This window comes from Paenibacillus lutrae (assembly GCF_009757775.1).
Taxonomy (GTDB): domain Bacteria; phylum Bacillota; class Bacilli; order Paenibacillales; family NBRC-103111; genus Paenibacillus_F; species Paenibacillus_F lutrae.
In genome coordinates, this window is record NZ_RHLK01000017.1 from 25,778 (window position 1) to 46,251 (window position 20,474).

Below are 20,474 nucleotides of genomic sequence, written 5' to 3' on the forward strand. Positions count from 1 at the left end.
TTGAAATTTTGCGCTGGCGGAAAGGTTTGGCCAAGCTGATTTTTATTAAACAGAAAGCTCTACATAATTAGCGAACACAATGAAGGAGGCCATAAGAATGAGGAAAGACGATCAACGCGAGCCTGTAAATGAGCAAAGCAAGGATAAGCAGCTAGAGCAGTTCCGGGTGGATGACACCGGGCAGAAAATGACGACGAATCAGGGTTTACGAGTAAGCGAAGACGAGCATTCTTTGAAAGCGGGAGTTCGCGGGCCTACCTTGATGGAAGATTTTCAGTTCCGTGAGAAAATGACTCATTTTGACCATGAGCGGATTCCAGAGCGGATTGTCCATGCACGCGGTTTTGGTGCACATGGTTATTTCCAGGTCTATGAACCGATGTCGGAGTTTACAAAAGCGAAATTCCTTCAAGACCCTTCGGTTAAAACGCCTGTTTTTGTCCGTTTCTCGACAGTAGCAGGATCAAGGGGCAGTGCCGATACCGTACGTGATGTACGCGGATTTGCCACGAAGTTCTATACGGAAGAGGGAAACTACGACCTTGTCGGCAATAACATGCCGGTGTTCTTTATTCAGGATGCGATGAAGTTCCCGGATTTCATCCATGCCGTGAAGCCGGAACCGCATAATGAAATTCCGCAGGCCGCTTCGGCGCATGATACATTCTGGGATTTCGTCATAAGCAACACAGAGACGGCACACATGGTCATGTGGGCGATGTCGGACCGTTCGCTTCCGAGAAGCTTCCGCATGATGGAAGGTTTCGGTGTTAATACCTTCCGTTTTGTCAATGACCGAGGTGAAGCGCATTTCGTCAAATTCCACTGGAAGCCTCTGCTAGGCATGCATTCTCTGGTATGGGACGAGACCCAGAAAATCGCAGGGAAAGACCCGGATTTTAACCGCCGCGATTTGTGGGATGCGATTGAATCAGGCAACTATCCGGAATATGAGTTCGGCGTCCAGCTGATTAAGGAAGAGGACGAGTTCAAGTTCGATTTCGATATTCTCGATCCTACGAAGCTGTGGCCTGAAGAACTTGTGCCGGTTAAAATTATCGGAAAAATGACCTTGACTCAGAATACGGACAACTTCTTCGCCGAAACGGAGCAGATCGCTTTTCATCCGGGACATGTCGTGCCGGGCATTGATTTCTCTAACGATCCGCTGCTGCAGGGAAGATTGTTCTCTTATACCGATACGCAGCTGTCCCGTCTGGGCGGGCCGAATTTCCATGAGATCCCGATCAATCGTTCGGTGGCTCCGGTTCATAACAATCAGCGTGACGGTATGCACCGCATGGCGATTAACCGCGGACCTGTCAGCTACCACAAGAACTCTCTTGCGGGGAATGCTCCCGAACCGGCTTCCGAGCAAGAAGGCGGCTATGTACATTATGCGGAGAAGGTAGAGGGCCGCAAAATTCAGGCGCGCAGCGACAGCTTCAAGGATCACTTCAGCCAGGCGACCTTGTTCTGGAACAGCATGTCTCCGGTGGAGCAGCAGCATATTGTCAATGCGTTCCGTTTTGAGCTGGGCAAAGTGAAGACCAAAGAGATCCGTGAAAATGCGGTTGAAATGTTCAGCCATGTAGACCCGGATTTGGCCGCGCAAATTGCGGCCGGCATTGGTGTGAAGCCTCCCCAGGTTACCAGTCAACCGGCGGCTGAGAGCGAGAACATAGCAACGTCTCCTGCACTCAGTATGATGAATACCATTAAGTCTGCCAAAACCCGTAAAGTCGCTGTACTGGCAGGTACAGGCGTAAACGGAGCTGAGCTGACTTCGGTGTTAACGGCTTTGAAAGAAGCGGGCGCTATCCCGGAAATTGTCAGCACGCAGCTCGGTCCCATCTCCACAGAAGGAGGCGCTACATTTGAGGCGGTTCATACGCTTCTGACAAGCGATTCTCTGCTGTTCGATGCCGTATACGTGGCTGGAGGAGCGCAAAGTGTAGATGAGCTCAAAACCGATCCGAAAGCGGCCAACTTTATCCGTGAAGCGTACCAGCATTATAAAACGATCGCAGTCGTCGGCGAAGGTTCTGAGCTGCTGATCGCCGCTGGAGTAGCGGCACCTGAAAGTGCAGCTGCCGTTGCAAGCGGGACACCGACTGCCGGAGTGCCCGGGGTTATTACGGCTTCGGACGCAGGCGATATGAGTGCTTTCAATGAAGCATTTGTTGCGGCTATTGCCGAACACCGTCACTGGGCAAGACCAATGCATGTTTAAATAAGGTTAGATCGCAGGCACCATTTATCCGGATTCATCGGGTGAATGGTGCTTTTTTTTGCGGAATTCGAAAGGATGAAAGTTGTTAACCGTGTAATTCTTATCGGCAGACTGACTAGAGACCCTGAACACCAATGGGAACAAGAGATTGACAAAAACTAATGATATTAGTTATATTGAAACTAATAGCATTAGTTTTCGAGAAGGAGATTGATTTTATGAGAATGATTCGGGAAGATAAGCTGTTTCAACTCACATTTATGCCGCGATTATTTCCAGTTAATTGTTACCTGGTGGAGGAGGAGAACGGCCTGACGCTGATCGATGCGGGGATGCCTTACAGTGCAGCAGGCATTCTCAAGGCTGCTAGCCGTATAGGGAAGGAAATAACCTCCATCGTCATTTCTCACGCACATGATGATCATGTAGGAGCACTGGACGCGCTCAAGAAGAAGCTCCCCGGTGTTCCAGTGTATATACCGGAGCGGGAGGCCCGCATTCTTAAGGGTGACCGGTCGCTGCAGACCGGGGAGCCGGACTGGCCGCTTCGCGGCGGTATTCCGAGGGGGATCGTCACCCGGCCTGACGTCCTGCTGAAGGAAGGCGACCGGATCGGGTCGCTTCTTGCGGTCTCGACTCCCGGACACTCACCGGGGTTGATGACCTTCCTCGATACCCGTACCCGGGCAATGGTAGCATCGGATGCGATGCAAACCCGCGGAGGAGTGGCCGTCGCCGGGCAGATGCGGATCTGGTTTCCTTTTCCGGCAATGGCGACATGGAACAAACATGCGGCCTTGGCGAGTGTAAAGAAGCTGCGGGAATATTCCCCCTCCCTGCTTGCAGTAGGACACGGCCGAATGCTGCATAATCCTGCTGCAGCCATCGAACAAGCGATTACGGCCGCAGAGCGTAATCTGGAAGCTGCTGCTGGGAAAGAGGGCCGCGCCGATGTCTCCTAGGATAGGACTTCACGAAGAACTGCTGCTACAGACAGCGGCGGAACTTGCGGACGAGCACGGTTTCGAGGCCGTGACCCTCGCTATGCTGGCGCAAAAGCTGGGCATCCGCCCGCCATCTCTTTATAATCATGTGGAAGGATTAAGCGGGCTCCGGTACAAATTGGCGCTGCACGGTCTTAGCCTGCTGCATGATTGTATGTCCAAAGGTGTTGCAGGTCTGACTGGAGATGCCGCGCTGTATTCTCTCGGCCGGGCTTATGTGGAATTTGCCCGCCGACACCCCGGACTGTATGAAGCGACACTTCGGGCGCCCCGTCAAGAGGATACGCTAGCGGCCCGCAAAGCCGGGGAGATTGTGGGTCTGGTCGTGGGCGTGCTTGAGGCTTACGGCCTCAGCGGAGACGAAGCGCTGCACGCGACCCGCGGGCTGCACAGCCTCATGCACGGATTTGCATCGCTGGAACAGCACGGGGGATTCGGGCTGCCGCTGGACATTAATGAAAGCTTGCAGCTGCTGCTCGGAGCCTTTATTGCCGGAATTCATCGGTATCATCGCTAAAATTTAACAAAATCCGCTATAATGAGAGCGGAATGCGATTCTACAAATTCAGATTAGGTGGTGGGGATTCCTGTGGTCATTTACATTGCTTTACTAAGAGGTATCAATGTAGGACGTCATAACAGAATGAGCATGACCGCTCTCAAGGGCGTATTGGAGGATTCGGGCCTGCGCAGCGTACAAACGTACATTCAAAGCGGCAACGTAGTCTTCGAAGCTGACGAAACGGAGGATAAGGCAGCACTGCAGCTTCGTATGGAACAATCGATTCAAGCGGCATTCGGCTTCTCAATTCCGGTTGTGCTAAGAACGGCGGAAGAGTTTGACCGGATTATCCGCAGCTGCCCGTATCCGGTAGATCGGTTGCCGGAAGAGGAAGGCGTACATATTTCCTATCTGGTAGAAACCCCCACACAGGAGAAAATCCAGGCTGTCCGGGATTGTAAGAACGGGGAAGATGAGTTCCATGTCTCCGGGCATGAGGTCTACCTGCTGATCCGCAAGGGACTTAGGGACTCCAAGCTTGCTGCTAATCTTCAAAAGCTGGGTGTCGCCGGGACGCTGCGGAACTGGAATACGGTAACCAAGCTGGACGGGATGGCTAAGGCATTAACTTCTTGATAAAAAGAGAATTGCCGAACGGATCTGGAAATAGAACTGTCTTGCAGTTTATTAGAGGGGTTGTTCTATAAATGAAGGATAACACTGGAATTCATTCAAATGCTCCTGAGCCAGAAAAGCAGTCCGAACCGTCCGCAGTGCCGGGAGCGGAAGCTGGTGGCGCGCGTAAGCGCTGGCAGCGAATAGGAGAGGTTGCCGCAGTATCAACCCGGCTCGGGCTGACATCCTTTGGAGGCCCGGTTGCGCATCTCGGTTATTTTCATGAGGAATATGTGCGCCGCAGGAAATGGCTTGATTCGGATACTTATACCGATCTGGTGGCGTTGTGCCAGTTTCTTCCCGGTCCCGCCTCCAGCCAGGTCGGCATTGGTATTGGCATCTACCGCGCCGGACTGCTCGGCGGCCTGGCCGCCTGGCTCTGCTTTACGCTGCCGTCTGCGCTCGCGCTTGTGTTGTTCGCTTACTTCCTGGAGGGAAGCGGCCTGGCTGGGGCCGGGTGGGTCCATGGCCTTAAAGTCACCGCAGTCGCCATTGTGGCGCACGCGGTACTTGGCATGGGGCAGAAGCTGGCCTCAGACCGGATACTGGCGTCAGCCGCCGCTGCCGCGATGGCAGCCGCGCTGCTGTGGCCGGCAGCGCTGACGCAGGTTACGATCATTGCGGTGTCCGGCGGAGCCGGGTATTTCCTGTACCGCAAGGATCAGGCGGAGCAGCGGACAACGAGCCCGGTGCTGGTCGGCAGGCGGACTGCCGTCGGCAGCCTTATCGTATTCGGTGTCCTGCTGGCGGGTCTGCCTCTGCTCCGCTTTGCGACCGGAGCGGATTGGATCGCCGCTGCCGATACGTTCTTCCGTACCGGAGCCCTGGTATTCGGCGGCGGTCACGTTGTGCTCCCCCTCCTCGAAAGCGAGTTTGTGGCCAGCGGCTGGATCAGCCCCGAGAATTTCCTGGCGGGTTACGGAGCCGCGCAAGCCGTGCCGGGCCCGCTGTTCACCTTCGCTTCTTACCTGGGAGCGATGTGGAATGGTGCAGGCGGCGCGCTGCTTGCTACGATCGCTATCTTCCTGCCGGCTTTTCTGCTTGTTGCAGGTGTGCTCCCGTTCTGGAGTTCTCTGAGGACGAATCCGAACATGCACGGGGCACTCAAAGTTGTTCATGCAGCCGTTGTAGGCATACTGCTTGCGGCTTTATATGATCCGCTGTGGACTTCGGCTATCGTAGGAACAGGTGAATTTATAGTGGCTGTCTGCTTGTTTGTCATGCTTGCCCATTGGAAGCTTCCGCCCTGGCTTGTTGTGGCAGCAGGAATTCTAAGCGGGGCTGCTTTTTTTTAAAACTCGCAGTTTTTCAAATAAAAGATTGACCCTCACGCAGCGTGATCCCTTATTCTGGGGATGAAGGGGGAATGAACGTGAAGCTTATCGTGGAGAACACACTGGAACAGTATGAAAAGCTGTTTACTATGCCTGAGGGGCAAAGAGCCGATTATTTCCGTTATACCATGATGAAGCCTTTTGAGCGCATGTGGAATTTGATGAATATTCCTTTGAAGGCTAAGCAGACGGGGGGCTACGATGTGTTAATGGCGTCCCAAATGTTAGGATTCCTGGACGTGGTGAAGACAGCGGCCGGACTTCAATCTCTGCAAGAGCTGAAGAGCCGGCACATTACGGGGGTAGTTGTAAATACGCTCCATACATGTGTGGAAGTCATGCGCAAGTATGATCTTCATGTCGCAGCACAGGAGCTCAGATTTGGACTCTATTTGGCGGATGAGCAGAAGCTGGAGCTTCAGAAGGGCTACTGCGGATTCGGAGGCATACCGGGTTTTATTCAAGTTACCATTCATCCGAATGCCTATAATATTCCTAGAATACCGGCTGTAATCGCCCATGAATTTCATCATAACATCCGATTTTCTTACATGGACTGGGATTATGGAAATGTGACGGTCGGCGATTACCTGATTATTGAAGGACTGGCCGAATCTTTTGCGAGAGAATTGTACGGAGATGATTTGTTAGGGCCGTGGGTAAGCTCGATGAGTGAAGCGGATGTGCGGCGGTCTATGGAAGTGATTGGAAAGGCGTTGGATGTAAAAGGATTCGGCGAGGTCAGCAGTTATATGTTCGGTGACGAGATTGCCATATCGCAGGGATATCAGCCGGCAGGTTTGGCTCCCTTTGCGGGTTACACGGTCGGTTACCGGACGGTTCAATCCTTCATGAAGGAACAAGGATGCACCATTTATGAGGCCACCCGGTGCTCTGCAGTAGAAATTCTGAACGGCTCTCGATTGTTTTGAGGAACGCTTCTTCCGGCTGGGGAGAAGACTTCAGGAGAGGTGCGGAGATCCGGCAGCCAGACTCAGCTGCATCTTAGGCATCATACGGATACAACACACGGGCATCTTCTGCCCGTACCCTTCAGGAGGACTAATATCCGTGAGCGGATTACATGCCCTGTCACATACTTAGCAAAAAAAGTGTTGACTTCCTTATTTTGGGCTGATAGAATCATTCCAATAAGTGCTGACTGGATGGTCAGTTATTTATTTAAATTTTAATCCGACTAATTAGATGTGTTTATAAGGATATATGAAGTTTCTAACCGACCAGTTAACTGGAGGCACCCTGCAAGGCTCGCTTAGCGCGCTGTCGGGTGTCTTTTTTGATACCTATATTAGTAAGAAAGGGGAACGGGCTGTGAAGACCTTCCGAAAGTCATTAATAGCACTCGCTCTGGTTGCAGGGATAGCCAATCTGACGGGCTGCGGCGCTCAGACTGCCGCTAATTCCGATTCCAGTCCAAGCGGCGGGCAAGCGAAATATACGGTAAATCTGGCTAATAACGGCAGTACCGGCCTGATTCTGCTCGCCAAGGAGAAAGGCTGGTTCGAGGAAGAATTCAGCAAAATCGGCGGCGAAGTGAAATGGTCCGAGTTCCCGAGCGGCCCTGCTCTGGTGGAATCACTGGCTGCCGGCCGCGTCGATTTCTCCTGGCTGGGAGACGGCGCAGCCATTTCCGCACAAGCGAATAACCTGCCGGTGACTACGCTCTCTCTGCTGTCCGAAGGATTGAAGGGACTGAACATTATCATCGTTCCTGCCGAAAGCACCGCCGAGAGCCTTGCTGACCTGAAGGGGAAGAGAATCGCAATCGCGAAAGGGACCACTCTTCATGTCTTCTTCATCAAGGCGATCAAGCAAGCGGGTCTCAAGGAATCGGATTTTCAGCTTATTCAGCTTCAATCGGATGAGGCGATTGCAGCGTTTGAATCGGGGGCGGTGGATGCCTGGGTAGGCCTGGACCCGTATACAAGCATTCAAACCGCGAAGAACGGGGCACGGGTACTCACCAGCGGAGAAACGCTGAAGATTCAAGCCCCTGTTTTGACTATAGGACGTACTGAATTTATCCAAGAGCATCCCGAGGCGGCGGCCGCCTTTCTGAGAGGGTTCCAGAAAGCGATCGACTACCAGAAGGAACACCGGGAAGAAGTGGTTTCTTTTATTGCCAACACTAAGAAGGCGGACAAGTCAACGATTGAGCTGGTCGTTCAAAATTCCGAATATGTGAATCTGCCTATTTCAAAAGAAATTTTGGCGATCCAGCAGGCTTCGGCTGATATTCTTCTGGAGTCCGGCTTTATCAAGAAGAAAATCGACGTGACACAGAATACGGACAGCACAGCAATCGAAACATTGAAACCGACGAAATGAGGAGGTGGCATTTATGTCTGCACTAGGTCAGTTGAACCCGTCTTCACCGGCTGCGAAAGCGAAAGAACTGGAAGAGGAGATCCATCGAGAAGCTGCGCTTCGTAAAGCCTCCTCCAGACGGGGAGAAAAATGGAAAATCGCCTTATGGGGACTCACGCTGCCGCTTCTCGCCTTGTTAATCTGGCAGACGTTAAGCGGACTTGAGCTCGTGTCTCCGACGTTATTTCCTTCACCGCTGAGCATTGCCAAGGAGTTCGCGGCAATGGTGCAGTCGGGTGAGCTCCTTGGCCACCTGCAAGTAAGCGTGAAACGGGCCGCATACGGATTTCTGCTCGGGGGTTCACTGGGGCTTCTGGCCGGACTTCTGGTAGGGCTCAGGAATAAAGCCGAGTATATGCTTGATCCTACTCTGCAGATGCTCCGAACCGTTCCGCATCTGGCCATTACGCCGCTGTTCATCTTGTGGTTCGGATTCGGGGAGATGTCCAAGATCCTGCTGATATCCCTGGGAGCTTTCTTCCCGTTATATGTAAATACGTTTCTGGGTGTCCGCAACGTGGACTCTAAGCTGTTCGATGTATCCAAAGTGCTGGAATTCAGCCGCCTGCAGCAGATTACGAAGCTGGTGCTTCCATCCGCACTGCCCAATGTCCTGCTCGGCCTGCGGTTATCACTGGGCGTCTCCTGGCTGGGTCTGGTTGTTGCCGAGCTGATGGGCTCCAGCGAAGGAATAGGCTACATGATTCAGGATGCGAGGCAATTCTCCAGAACCACTGCCGTATTCGTGGGCATCATTATTTTTGCAGTTGTCGGTAAGCTGGCGGATTCAGTAGTCCGTCAATTGGAAGAGCGGCTGCTCCGATGGCGCGATAATTACAAAGGTTAACTCTCTAGAGCGCCGCTGCCGCTTTCAAGCTTACTGTTAACGATACTGTTACCCAATGTTATCCAATTCAAAGGAGGAGAAAAAATGAGTGAACAAGAACAAGTGAAGGTCACCCCGGCTGCGGGAAGAATCGGTGCTATCATTGAAGGTATTACATTATCCGGTGATTTGGATGCAGGTACAGTGGGTTTTATCCGGGAGCAATTGCTGAAGCACAAAGTTATTTTTTTCCGGGGACAGAATCATCTGGACAATGCGGGTCAGGAAGAGTTCACCAAGCTGCTGGGCACTCCCGTTGCCCATCCGACCGTTAAATCGAAGGAAGGCACGTCTTATGTGCTGGAGCTGGATTCGACTCATGGGGGCCGGGCAAACGTCTGGCATACCGATGTTACTTTTGTAGATGCTTACCCGGCGGCTTCGATTCTCAGAGGGATCGTGATTCCGGAAGCAGGCGGGGATACGGTATGGGCGAACACTGCGGCCGCGTATGAACTTCTTCCGCAAGAGCTGCGGGAGCTGGCCGACAAGCTGTGGGTTCTGCACAGCAACGAATTCGATTATGCGGCCAGCAGCAGAGCAGTAAGCACACTCGGCAAGGAAGGAGCGAAGAAGTATCAGGACAGCTTTACTTCCACGATCTACGAAACGGAGCATCCGCTTGTACGCGTACATCCGGAGACGGGGGAGAGAACGCTCGTGCTGGGGGGATTCGCCAAACGGATCAACGGCTTCTCGGCGGCGGACTCCGCCCGGCTCATTTCTCTGCTGCAGGAACATATTACGAGCCTGGAAAACACCGTCCGCTGGCGCTGGGCCGAAGGCGATGTGGCGGTCTGGGACAATCGCGCCACGCAGCATTACGCCGTGAACGACTACGGCGATCAGCACCGGGTTGTCCGCCGCGTGACGATTGCAGGCGAGGTTCCGGTGAGTATCGATGGCCGCAAGAGTGAAACGAGCGTCATTCCCGGTGCGGTGCCGGCTGCGGCTGTGAGTGCGAAATAGTTCCAGTAGTGAGCGCAGCTCGTGTATTAGGTTGTCCGTCTGTCTGGTACACGAGCCGAATAAATAAAGGTCTGCCGGATTGTAACCAATCCGGCAGACCTTTATTTATTCGCTGATAACCAGAGAGAGAGATTTTCGTTCTTATCCAGACTCTCGAAGTGACTGATAGACGGATTTAATCGATTACCGCCAAATATAATATAAACGGGATAGTCGATTTCAGAGCCGTGATCATTTAAGGTTAGGGTTGCTTTTCCCGCCATCCATCCATCGTCTGCTTCTATATGTACGTCCTTAAATCCGCTAAGATGTATTCCGGCTTTTTTCAAGAATTGAAGATCGTGATCCAATGTCGAGTTATTTTTACTCTGATTAACATACTGCGAAGCTTCATGGTAATTTTCCTGCATGATATCATTCAAATAGTTGTCAGCAATAGATTTTCCTCTAATTAAAGGATAAACATTGAAAAATACACTATACAGAATGAATAGGAAAACACAAATTCCTACAAATGAGCGCTTCATTATTGTCCTCCAATGTAACCGTTGATAAAACTATACTTTTTAATAGAAGATTTATATGGTTTCGTTAAAAGTAAATTTACATCAGTTGCGAAATTTTTGTCAAATAAAGGTAATTTCTCGCAGGTGGGATTTGTAATCAACATCTTTAACTTTAACAGGTCTCTTTCTTAAACAGGCCGACCACCGCCCGAAATAATATTTTATTAAAAATAAAGATATTGAAGTATTATTTCATCGGAAATATAATACAAATAACAGTTACAGTGAAAACGCTTTCTCGAACGGTGTTCCCTTTCAAAATTCCTATTCCGAACCCGGGGGTAAACAGGACGGGATCATATGTGTTTTCATTTATTATCTTGCTTCTTGATCTGGTCTTCTAACCCATAATTGTCCTGTGTGTGACAGTCTAATCAAAGGTGGTGGTCCATATGTTTCCTTTCCCCAAAATGACTTCAATTCGCGCTAATTTATTCTGGCGGCATTATGCCAGCTATTTTGTCCTCATCCTGATTCCGGTCATTGTTGCCTGCACCCTTGCTCATTTTCTTGTTGTCCGGCTGATTGAAGACGATGCCCGTAAGTTAAATAACGTCATTATGGACCGTTTTACCGAGCAGACGGATACGGAATTGGGCGCTCTCAAAACCAATATGATCAACATGCTCAGCACCTCAAATATCCGCAGTCTATTGAAAGAAGCCGGAGATTCCTCGCCGGACAATTATCAGCGTACCGAGCTGATTCATGCTCTGCGGGAGCAGTTGATCAAACTTCAGTCGGATGAACTCGTGTCGAAAGCCTATTTATATTTTGTCCATTATGATCTGGTGATCGATGCGGATACGCATACAGACAAAGCCTACTATTTTAATTCCCGCTATCCATTGAATGAGGAGGAGAAGACTGCTTTTATTTCCCGTCTGACTCATAAAAAAATGATGAATTTCACAGAGCCGCAGGGGGCCATTATTCCCTCTCTGATGAGTTATCCGTTCAATACAAATACACCTGACGTGTACCTGGTAGTCAATGTACAGCAGGATAAACTGCATAATCTCATCGATGTTCAGCAGAACTGGGTGGCGGGTACGGCGATTGTCGGCAGCCAGGGGCAGGTTCTTAGCCAGGCGGGACTAACCATGAATGAAATGAACGTGCTTCCGCAGCAGATTATATCCGGCTCCAAGGATTCGGAATTCTGGGTCAGAGGGGGGAAGGCGCTTTCTCTCGTTCCTTCGAAGTTTGATGATTCCTGGTCGTACCTCAATATTATTGACCTGCAGACTCTAATGAAGCCGGCGGAAATTACGCGTATGATCAGCTGGGGTTTCTTAATCTTCTTCCTGATTCTTGGAAGCGTCGTTTCCTATTATCTAAGCCGGCGTATTTATAAACCGATCATGGAGATCAAGGAAGGACTCGGATCGCACCGGATTGCAGGAGGACACTTACACAGCGGCGGCAATGATTTTGACGTCATCAAACGCTACTCCCGACTGATTATGTCAGAGAACGAGCAATTATCGCAGCTTGTAAACGGGATGATGCCGATTGTACACGAGCATTTTATTACGAAGATTCTGAAAGGGCAGTACCGGGATGCTCTGTCGATCGCAACCTATGCGCAGGAGATTGAATTTACATACAGTCCCAAAACGGCCCGCACGGTACTGTGCATTAGCTTTCATCATGAAAAGGAATTCGAACTGCTCTCCGAATCGTCGAAATCATTCCTTATGGCGGAGCTCAAAGAACGTATTCATCAGCTTGTGCCGTCTACCTTGTGGCTGTGCCAGACCAAACCGGATCAGCTTGCTTGTATTGTCCACCAGGATCCTTTTCTTCATATGAGCCCGGACGAAGATGCGAATATCATCAAGCTTGCGCTGCAGCTGTACGGCAAATATTTTAAAGCAACGATCGGGATCGGGAAAACTGTTCATACCATCGAAGATTTGCACGTGTCCTATGAACATGCGGCAACTGTCCTGCAGCTCAGAAGGCTTCATTCCGATGTGGAAATTTGCAGCGGGGAGAGCCTGCCGGACTCCGCTCATTGCGACAGCTTCTTGTCGGTTCAAGAGGTGAACCATATTCTAAATCAGTATAAGACGAGGGAGTACGGCAAAATTCTGCAATCGGCGGTTCATACTTTGGAAGAAGGCATCCGGATGAACGCTACCGCTGTGCAGGTGAAATCTTTGTGCTCGGATATTCTGAACACATGGATTCGTGCGGTAGAAACCGAACGCAAAGATTTTAATGTTCCGTTCTATGCAAGTCTGTTCCAGAAGCTGAACCGATGCATGACCGCAGAGGAAATGAGAGGCTGTTTTCAGGAAATTCACGGACTCTTATTCCCGGTGAGTGAGAACGAAGATAAGAAGAATAAATTCGCGGACATTCTGACCTATATTCACGAGCATTATGACGAAGAATTATCGATTGAACATTTCGCAAGTACTCTGAATATGTCGATTGGTCATTTCAGCCGGACATTTAAAGAGGAGGTCGGTGAGAAGTATGTGGAGTATATTGCCCGGTACCGGCTCAAGAAGGCCAAAGAACTGCTTCTGGAAACCGATATGAAAATCGAGGATATTGCCGGGAAAGTCGGGTATTGGGGACGGAATTCATTTATCCGCATGTTCCGCAAATACGAAGGCATAACGCCTGCCAAGTACCGCACGATGCATGAGTAACCCTTATTTTCCGGTGTCTCTTTATTTTCCTCTTAGAGCCGGATTTTCCCGTAACGGCGCGGGTTGTAAAAAAAGCAGCAGCCCCCAAATATGACGGCTTTACGCCCCGGTAGCGGGTGCATATAGTTAGACCTACGGTGGTCAAACGTTTATGAAAACGCTACCAAAAAAAGACAGGGGTGGAGGCTGTGTCCAAAAGTTCTCATCTATGGTTCATGCTCAAGAAACATAAAGCCTTGTATCTGCTGATGCTTCCCGGAATTTTATACTACATCATTTTTAAATACGTGCCGATGTACGGGATCATCATTGCCTTTCAGGATTTTTCGGTAGGCAGAGGCATTATGGACAGCAAGTTTGTCGGCTTGAAACACTTCATCGAGTTCTTCTATGTAACACCGGATTCATGGAAGCTGATCCGCAACACCGTTATGCTCAACGTGTATGATCTTATTTTCCACTTTCCGGCACCGATTGTTCTGGCGATTCTCTTTCACGAGCTCCGCAACAAGTTTTTCAAAGGATTCGTGCAGAGTATCAGTTACATGCCGCATTTCTTATCCACGGTCGTAATTGCCGGTATTCTCGTTACCTTCTTATCCCCGACAACCGGGGTTGCGAACCATTTTCTGGTGAAAATTTTCGGGATGGACCCGATTATGTTCCTTGGCATTCCGGAATGGTTCCGGACGATTTACGTCGGTTCGGAAATTTGGCAGAAAGTCGGCTGGGGCACGATTCTGTACCTGGCTGCGATTGCCGGGATCGACCCGACCTTGTATGAAGCAGCCAAAATGGACGGGGCTAACAGGTTTCAGCAGATGCGCCATATTACACTCATCGGTATGCTGCCGGTCATGATCATCTTGTTCGTTCTGAATCTGGGCCATTTTATGGAAACAGGGTTCCAGAAAATTCTGCTCCTCTACAATTCCATGAACTATGAAACCTCGGATGTCATCAATACGTTCGTGTACCGGCGCGGAATCCTGGATGCCGATTTCAGCTTCGCCACTGCGGTAGGGTTGTTCCAATCCGTAATCGGACTGGTTCTGGTCGTTACCGCTAACCGCATCGTACGCAAGTATTCCGAGACTAGTCTGTGGTAGGGGGAGGAAGCGAGATGAAAATCAAAGAAAGCCTGGGCTCGAGAGTGTTTGATATCTGCAACAATATCTTTATGGTGCTGCTTATCCTGGTTATGGTCTATCCGATGGTGTACGTATTCTCTGCTTCCATCTCTAACAATGCGCTCGTAGCGAGCGGAGAAGTACTGCTCTGGCCCAAAGAAATTACACTGATCGCCTACAATAACCTGATTTACAATCCCGATTTGTGGATGAGCTACTGGAATACGGTCCGCTACACGTTCGTGCATGTGGTTCTTACCCTTATTGTAACAGCCGCCATGGCCTATCCTTTGTCCAAAAAGTGGCTTCCCGGACGCCGTTTTATCCTGCTCATGGCTGCATTTACTCTGTTATTCAGCGGGGGGATGATCCCGACCTTCCTCGTGGTACAGAAGCTGGGGATGCTGGATACGATTTGGGCCATTGTTCTGCCAACGCTGATCAGTACCTGGTATTTGTTCATCATGAGGACGTTCTTTGAAGCGCTGCCCGAAGAATTGGAAGATGCGGCTACGATTGACGGGTGCGGATCGTTCCAGGTCCTGCTGCGGATCGTGCTGCCCTTGTCAATGCCTGTTATGGCGACGATCGGCCTCTTCACAGCGGTGAACCAGTGGAATGCGTTCTTCGATGCGCTGATCTATCTGAATGACCGCGACTTGTATCCGCTGCAAATTATGCTTCGCAACATTCTCATTGCCGGTACCAACGTGCAGGGAGAAGGCGATCTGAGCCATCTGGAGACGCTGAAATACGCGATGATTATCATTGCGACGCTGCCTATCCTGTGTGTGTATCCGTTTATCCAGAAGTATTTTATCCAGGGTACGATGATTGGCGGAATCAAAGGGTAGTTATAGATTCTTAGAATCTGTTGCTATAGACAGACGCGTGTGGTTCTCAATCAAAAAGGGAGGTAGGAACATGAAAAAGAGACAATTAGGTGTGATCCTGACTGCGTGTATGTTGACGGGGGTATTGGCGGGCTGTTCCGATAAGGAAGCCGGCGCCGGTGAAGGTGGAGGGACGGATTCCAAGAAGCCGGTTACGTTCTCCTGGCTGGCTTATGACAGAGTAGAGGGCAAAATACGGACGGATTGGGAAATTTTCAAAGAAATCGAAGCCAAGACGGGTGTGAAGGTGAATTTTCAGATCGTAAGTCAGGAGGGCCTGACGGAGAAAAAGCAGATAATGATCGCAACCAACTCTACGACGGATTTCATTCAGGTCAGCACCCAAGAAGGCCGGGAACATGGTCCGGACAAGATTTTTCTCAATCTGAACGATTATCTGGATAAAGCGCCTAATCTGAAAAGTTTCTTCGAGAAGTATCCCGAAGCCAAAGCGGTAGCTACCGGTGCGGACGGCGGAATCTATACGGTCCCGGTCATCGAAGGCGATGCGGAAGGCAAAGGTTTTAACTTCATCTGGTATACACGCAAAGACCTTCTGGACAAATACAGCCTCAAGGCGCCGACTACGATGGATGAGTTCTACCAGTTCCTGAAAGCGTTTAAAGAGAAGGAGCCAACCTCCTATCCGCTGATTCCTAATGCAATCGTGGGAGATACGGGACTGTATACCGTGTTCGGAAGAGCCTTTACGGGCATTCACGGCTTCTATAATATCGATCCGGCTACCGATAAATACGCTTTCGCCCCTTATCACAAAGGCTACAAAGATTCCTTGACGTTCTTGAATAAACTATATACCGAGAAACTGCTCGATCCCGAATATTCGCTGCTCACTCAAGCGCAGTGGGAAGAGCGCATCTTGACAGGCAAATCGCTTGTGACTTATTTCTGGAAAGCGGATCTGGAATCTTTGACTGAAAAAGCCCGTAAAGCGGGAAAGGCCGACTACGAACTCGATGCGATTCCCCAAGTTGCCGCAGACGGCGTGAAGAATTATCAATTCTCCCGTCCGGTAATCGGCGCGGTCGGACGCGCTATTTCGGCCAAAGTGAAAGACAAAGACAGAGCGGTCCAGTTCATGGATTATCTGGTGAGCGAAGAAGGCTCGAATTACCTCTCCCTTGGAATTGAGGGCAAGACGTATACGAAGGAAAACGGCCAACCGATGTTTATGAAGGAATTCGGCGCTTCTCCTTTCAATACACTGCGTAAAGACTGGGGCGTCTGGTATGACCTCATTACGCTCGATAACGCCAAATCACGTGAAGTATGGGAACGCGGGCTAAGCGATAAGAGCAAGGATATTAACAAAAGATACGAGCCGTTCATTATTCCGGCTCCCAAGCAAATCGTCAAGACCCAGGAAGAGCTTGAACTGGAGAAGTCAAAGCTGAACAACCTTAACAAATTCCTGGAGCAGAAACTGACGGAGTTCGTAACCGGCAAGACGCCGATCAATGATACGACTTATCAGCAGTTTATCGATCAGGCCAAGAAGCTCGGTTCGGATGACCTGCTGAATATGTATAACACCGCTTATACCCGCACCTACGGCAAAAAATAATCCATCTACGAAGCGGAGGGAATCCCGTTGACTGAAAGCTTCAAGGTCATTGATGCGGACGTTCACAATGAACAGGACGATGCTGCCCTGGTGCCTTACCTGCCTGAACCCTGGCGCTCCCGGGTAGCCAAATCCGGTATCGGAATGGCAGGCTCGGGCTATTATTCACCCGTCGGGGTCATGAAGAAGGATGCGATACCGCCCGGAGGCGGGAAAGCAGGCTCGGACCCCGATCTGATGGTGAAGCAGCTCGTAGAGCGGTACGATCTGGAGTATGCCATCCTCACAGGTGTCATCTACAATATCTCAGCGACACACGACCCGGATTTTGCAGCCGCGATCTGCTCGGCTTACAATGATTTTCTGATCGCCGAGTGGCTGGGCAAACACCGCGCCTTCAAAGGCGCGATGGCCGTCTCTACACTCGACCCTGTGCTGGCGGCGCGGGAGATTGACCGCATCGGCGGGCATCCCGACATCGTGGAGGTGATTATCTCCAGTGCAGCCAGATCGCCGCTCGGGCACCGCTACTATCATCCGATCTACGAGGCGGCGGAGCGTAATGGTCTGCCCGTAGCTATCCACCCGGGCGCCGAGGGTGCGGGCAGTTCGACTGCCCCGACTTCGGTCGGATACCCGGCGAGGTATATCGAATGGCATACGAACCTGTCGCAGACGTTCATGGCTCATCTGGTGAGCATCGTAACCGAAGGCGTGTTCGTGAAGTACCCCGGACTGAGGCTCGTATTGGTCGAGGGAGGGATTGCCTGGCTGCCGCCTCTGATGTGGCGGCTGGATAAGAACTACAAGGCGCTGCGCTCGACCGTTCCCTGGCTGACCAAGATGCCGAGCGAATATATCCGCGATCACTGCTTCCTGACGACGCAGCCTATTGAGGAGCCGGATAATCCGCAGCATCTCATCGACCTGTTCAACATGTTCGACGCGGAGAACATCATTCTGTATTCCAGCGATTATCCGCACTGGGATTTCGATGCGCCCGACATGATCCTGCGCAGACTCAAACCGGAAGCAAGGCGCAAGATTTTTTATGAAAATGCCAAAAAACTATACAACTTATAACAACGGAGGATCCACATGGCGGTTCACATTGTGCTGGATGCGGCTGATGTTCCGGAAGGCGGACACGCAGTCGTTGAGCTGCAAGGGCGGGAAATCGGCATATACCGGATCGGCGGACACTATTATGCGCTGAACAACTATTGTCCGCATCAGGGTGCGCCCATGTGCGCCGGGTATGTGTCCGGGACCACGATGCCCTCGGATGTATACGAATACGAATATGCGAAGAAGGGTGAAATCATCCGCTGCCCTTGGCATGGCTGGGAATTCGACATTAAGACGGGCAAATCTTTATTCAGTGACAAGGTAAGAGTAAAATCGTATGAGGTCCGGGTGACGGACGGGAAGATCGGGATTGTATTGGGCAAATAAACGAGAGTCAAGCTCATGCCGGCCTATTCGAATAAGCGACAAGATGGTTCCTGAATTCGGCGGAACCATCTTTTTTATATCTTGGGCTGGAATCTTCAAACTTCCATAAAGAAAGGTGAGATCTTTCGCAAACTTTTGCGGTATAATGGAGGAATGTGTTTATGAACGATTTGGAGGCCGCGCACAATTGACAACTTATCCATTTAATTTCGACCCTTCCCGCCCTTTTGTCGAGCAAGCCAGCGACTGGATTGCCGATGTCTTTTATGAACATTTACCCGAAGCGGGATTTGAAGTAAGAGATGAACAAATTTTTATGGCCTTTCAGCTGGAACGTGCCTACAAAGAGAAGAAAACGATATTTGCCGAGGCTGGTGTCGGTACGGGCAAAACGCTCGTGTATTTGCTGTACGCGCTCACCTATGCCAGATATACACGAAAGCCGGCTATCATCGCCTGTGCGGATGAGTCTTTGATTGAACAGCTTGTCAAGCCGGAAGGCGATATCGCCAAATTAGCCCGGCACCTGAACTTCACAATCGATGCGAGACTGGGGAAGTCTCCCGATCAATATATTTGCCTGAACAAACTGGATGAAGCGCGTACCGGTGAGGATGAGGCCGCAGGCTACCGGGATATTTACGAGAGTCTGCCGGAATTCGTCCATTTCTCGAACACCCTGCAGTCATTCCATCCGTACGGAAACCGCAAAGAGTATCCGGATCTCACGGACGAGCAGTGGAACCGGATGGGCTGGGATGTTTTCCAGGATTGCCTCGTATGCAGCCAGAGACACCGCTGCGGACAGACGCTGTCACGGGAGCATTACCGGAAATCAGCCGACCTCATTATCTGCTCGCATGATTTCTATATGGAGCATGTCTGGACCTATGAGGCCCGCAAACGGGAAGGCCAGCTTCCTCTGCTGCCGGATCATAGTTCCGTCGTCTTCGATGAAGGGCACTTGCTGGAGACAGCCGCCCAGAATGCATTGACGTATAAGCTGAAGCATACGCTTTTTGAGAATATTGTCACGCGTCTTTTGCAGGGTGAAATCCGTGAATCACTGGCTGTTGCGATTGAAGAAGCCATTGACCAAAGCGACAATCTGTTTGCGCTACTCGACAAGTGCAGCCATCCAGTAGAGGCATCGGACCGTAAAGATTTCGTGCTGAGTGAGGAACTGATGCGCGAAGTGAACCGGTTCCGTGATGTGATTGATACGATAGAGGAAGAACTTGTCTTCGAGAGCGGCTTATCGACCTTGGACGATTATCAGCTGAAAATCGTGGAAGAGCATCTGGAAATGATCCAGATCGCCCTGGAGCTGTTTAAGCGTCCGGATCATTTGATCTCCTGGGTTACCGAGGGCGTGGACGGACTTACCTTGGTTATTATGCCTAAGCGAGTGAAGGAAGTTCTGAAAGAGCGGGTATTCTCGCAAAAAATGCCGGTGGTCTTCTCTTCCGCGACATTATCTGTCGGAGGTTCTTTTGATTTTATAGCGCAAAATCTCGGCGTGGACCATTATTTGTCCTTCTCGGTACCGTCTCCGTATGATTACAAGGAACAGATGAAGGCGAGCTTGATCCCGGATCCACTTGCTGCGGAGGACAAGTTAAAGCGGGCGATGGAGCTGCTTAAGCAAACCGAGGGCAGAGCCTTGATTCTGTTCCCATCTCGTGAGGAACTGTCCCGTTTCAGGAAGCAGATTGAGAGCAGCGGGCAATCCGCCGCGTACCGCTTCCTGTACGAAGGTTCCGCCGAAATCAGCCACCTCATATCCGCTTTCCAGAATGATGAGCACAGCGTGCTCTGCGCCGTGACCCTGTGGGAGGGACTTGATATTCCCGGCCCGTCCCTGTCGCATGTGATCATCTGGGAACTGCCGTTTCCGCCGAATGATCCCTTGTTCGCTGCCAAACGGAAGGATGCCGAGCATCCATTTGAAGAGGTAGATATGCCCTACATGCTGCTGCGTCTCAAGCAAGGAATCGGACGCTTGATCCGCTCGCGGGATGACAAGGGTTTCATCTCTATTTTCGGCACTAAGCTGAATCAGGATGCCGTCAAGGAACAGGTGCAGGCATTCCTGCCGTAGGACGGCTTGAAAGACTTGTATTTTTCCTCCAGATGAAACCAAATTTCATGAAATCAGTATAGTAGAAGGTATTCATGAAAAGAAGGT

17 protein-coding genes are annotated in these 20,474 nt (G+C 50.7%); 16 read left to right on the plus strand and 1 reads right to left on the minus strand.

The window, feature by feature from the left end:
• The first annotated feature begins 97 nt into the window (after positions 1–97).
• From EDM21_RS21375 to EDM21_RS21415, 9 genes are all read left to right on the plus strand, one after another.
• Positions 98–2,233 carry a catalase gene (locus EDM21_RS21375; protein WP_157338454.1) on the plus strand — a complete coding sequence of 712 codons (2,136 nt, stop codon included), beginning with the start codon at positions 98–100 and terminating at the stop codon, positions 2,231–2,233.
• Positions 2,234–2,451: 218 nt separating this feature from the next.
• Positions 2,452–3,195 carry an MBL fold metallo-hydrolase gene (locus EDM21_RS21380; RefSeq protein WP_157338456.1) on the plus strand — a complete coding sequence of 248 codons (744 nt, stop codon included), beginning with the start codon at positions 2,452–2,454 and terminating at the stop codon, positions 3,193–3,195.
• On the plus strand, positions 3,185–3,754 hold the full coding sequence (locus EDM21_RS21385) for a TetR/AcrR family transcriptional regulator (protein WP_157338457.1): 570 nt from the start codon (positions 3,185–3,187) through the stop codon (positions 3,752–3,754). The genes EDM21_RS21380 and EDM21_RS21385 overlap by 11 nt, the downstream gene beginning before the upstream one ends.
• Positions 3,755–3,826: 72 nt before the next feature.
• Positions 3,827–4,375 carry a DUF1697 domain-containing protein gene (locus EDM21_RS21390; RefSeq protein ID WP_166542121.1) on the plus strand — a complete coding sequence of 183 codons (549 nt, stop codon included), beginning with the start codon at positions 3,827–3,829 and terminating at the stop codon, positions 4,373–4,375.
• 71 nt (positions 4,376–4,446) lie between these two features.
• Positions 4,447–5,709, plus strand: a complete 1,263-nt coding sequence (chrA, locus tag EDM21_RS21395) for a chromate efflux transporter (protein WP_157338461.1) — start codon at positions 4,447–4,449, stop codon at positions 5,707–5,709.
• 71 nt (positions 5,710–5,780) lie between these two features.
• The gene (locus EDM21_RS21400; protein ID WP_157338462.1) at positions 5,781–6,680 is read left to right on the plus strand and encodes a DUF2268 domain-containing putative Zn-dependent protease; all 900 of its coding nucleotides are present in this window, start codon (positions 5,781–5,783) and stop codon (positions 6,678–6,680) included.
• A gap of 400 nt (positions 6,681–7,080) precedes the next feature.
• Positions 7,081–8,097, plus strand: coding sequence for an aliphatic sulfonate ABC transporter substrate-binding protein (locus tag EDM21_RS21405; protein WP_166542123.1), 1,017 nt, complete (start codon positions 7,081–7,083; stop codon positions 8,095–8,097).
• Between the two features lie 79 nt (positions 8,098–8,176).
• Positions 8,177–8,983 (plus strand): ABC transporter permease, encoded by an 807-nt coding sequence (locus EDM21_RS21410; RefSeq protein WP_420850685.1) that lies wholly within the window; start codon positions 8,177–8,179, stop codon positions 8,981–8,983.
• A gap of 84 nt (positions 8,984–9,067) precedes the next feature.
• Positions 9,068–9,991: a TauD/TfdA dioxygenase family protein gene (locus tag EDM21_RS21415; RefSeq protein WP_157338466.1), complete on the plus strand. Its 924-nt coding sequence runs from the start codon at positions 9,068–9,070 to the stop codon at positions 9,989–9,991.
• 101 nt (positions 9,992–10,092) lie between these two features.
• Here EDM21_RS21415 and EDM21_RS21420 read toward each other — a convergent pair whose 3' ends face one another.
• On the minus strand, positions 10,093–10,518 hold the full coding sequence (locus EDM21_RS21420; RefSeq protein ID WP_157338468.1) for a hypothetical protein: 426 nt from the start codon (positions 10,516–10,518) through the stop codon (positions 10,093–10,095).
• Positions 10,519–10,949: 431 nt separating this feature from the next.
• Between EDM21_RS21420 and EDM21_RS21425 the strand changes: the two genes are divergently transcribed.
• From EDM21_RS21425 to EDM21_RS21455, 7 genes are all read left to right on the plus strand, one after another.
• The gene (locus tag EDM21_RS21425) at positions 10,950–13,223 is read left to right on the plus strand and encodes a helix-turn-helix domain-containing protein (RefSeq protein WP_157338470.1); all 2,274 of its coding nucleotides are present in this window, start codon (positions 10,950–10,952) and stop codon (positions 13,221–13,223) included.
• Between the two features lie 215 nt (positions 13,224–13,438).
• Positions 13,439–14,332: an ABC transporter permease gene (locus EDM21_RS21430; protein WP_157338503.1), complete on the plus strand. Its 894-nt coding sequence runs from the start codon at positions 13,439–13,441 to the stop codon at positions 14,330–14,332.
• Positions 14,333–14,346: 14 nt separating this feature from the next.
• Positions 14,347–15,207, plus strand: coding sequence for a carbohydrate ABC transporter permease (locus EDM21_RS21435; RefSeq protein WP_157338471.1), 861 nt, complete (start codon positions 14,347–14,349; stop codon positions 15,205–15,207).
• A gap of 70 nt (positions 15,208–15,277) precedes the next feature.
• Positions 15,278–16,831 (plus strand): extracellular solute-binding protein, encoded by a 1,554-nt coding sequence (locus EDM21_RS21440; protein ID WP_157338473.1) that lies wholly within the window; start codon positions 15,278–15,280, stop codon positions 16,829–16,831.
• A 27-nt stretch (positions 16,832–16,858) separates the two neighbouring features.
• Entirely contained in the window at positions 16,859–17,914 is a 1,056-nt protein-coding gene (locus EDM21_RS21445) for an amidohydrolase family protein (RefSeq protein ID WP_157338474.1), read from the plus strand.
• Between the two features lie 15 nt (positions 17,915–17,929).
• A complete protein-coding gene (locus EDM21_RS21450; protein WP_157338475.1) occupies positions 17,930–18,286 on the plus strand; it encodes a Rieske (2Fe-2S) protein in 357 nt (118 codons plus the stop codon).
• Between the two features lie 187 nt (positions 18,287–18,473).
• Positions 18,474–20,387, plus strand: a complete 1,914-nt coding sequence (locus EDM21_RS21455) for an ATP-dependent DNA helicase (RefSeq protein WP_157338476.1) — start codon at positions 18,474–18,476, stop codon at positions 20,385–20,387.
• The last annotated feature ends 87 nt before the right edge of the window (positions 20,388–20,474 follow it).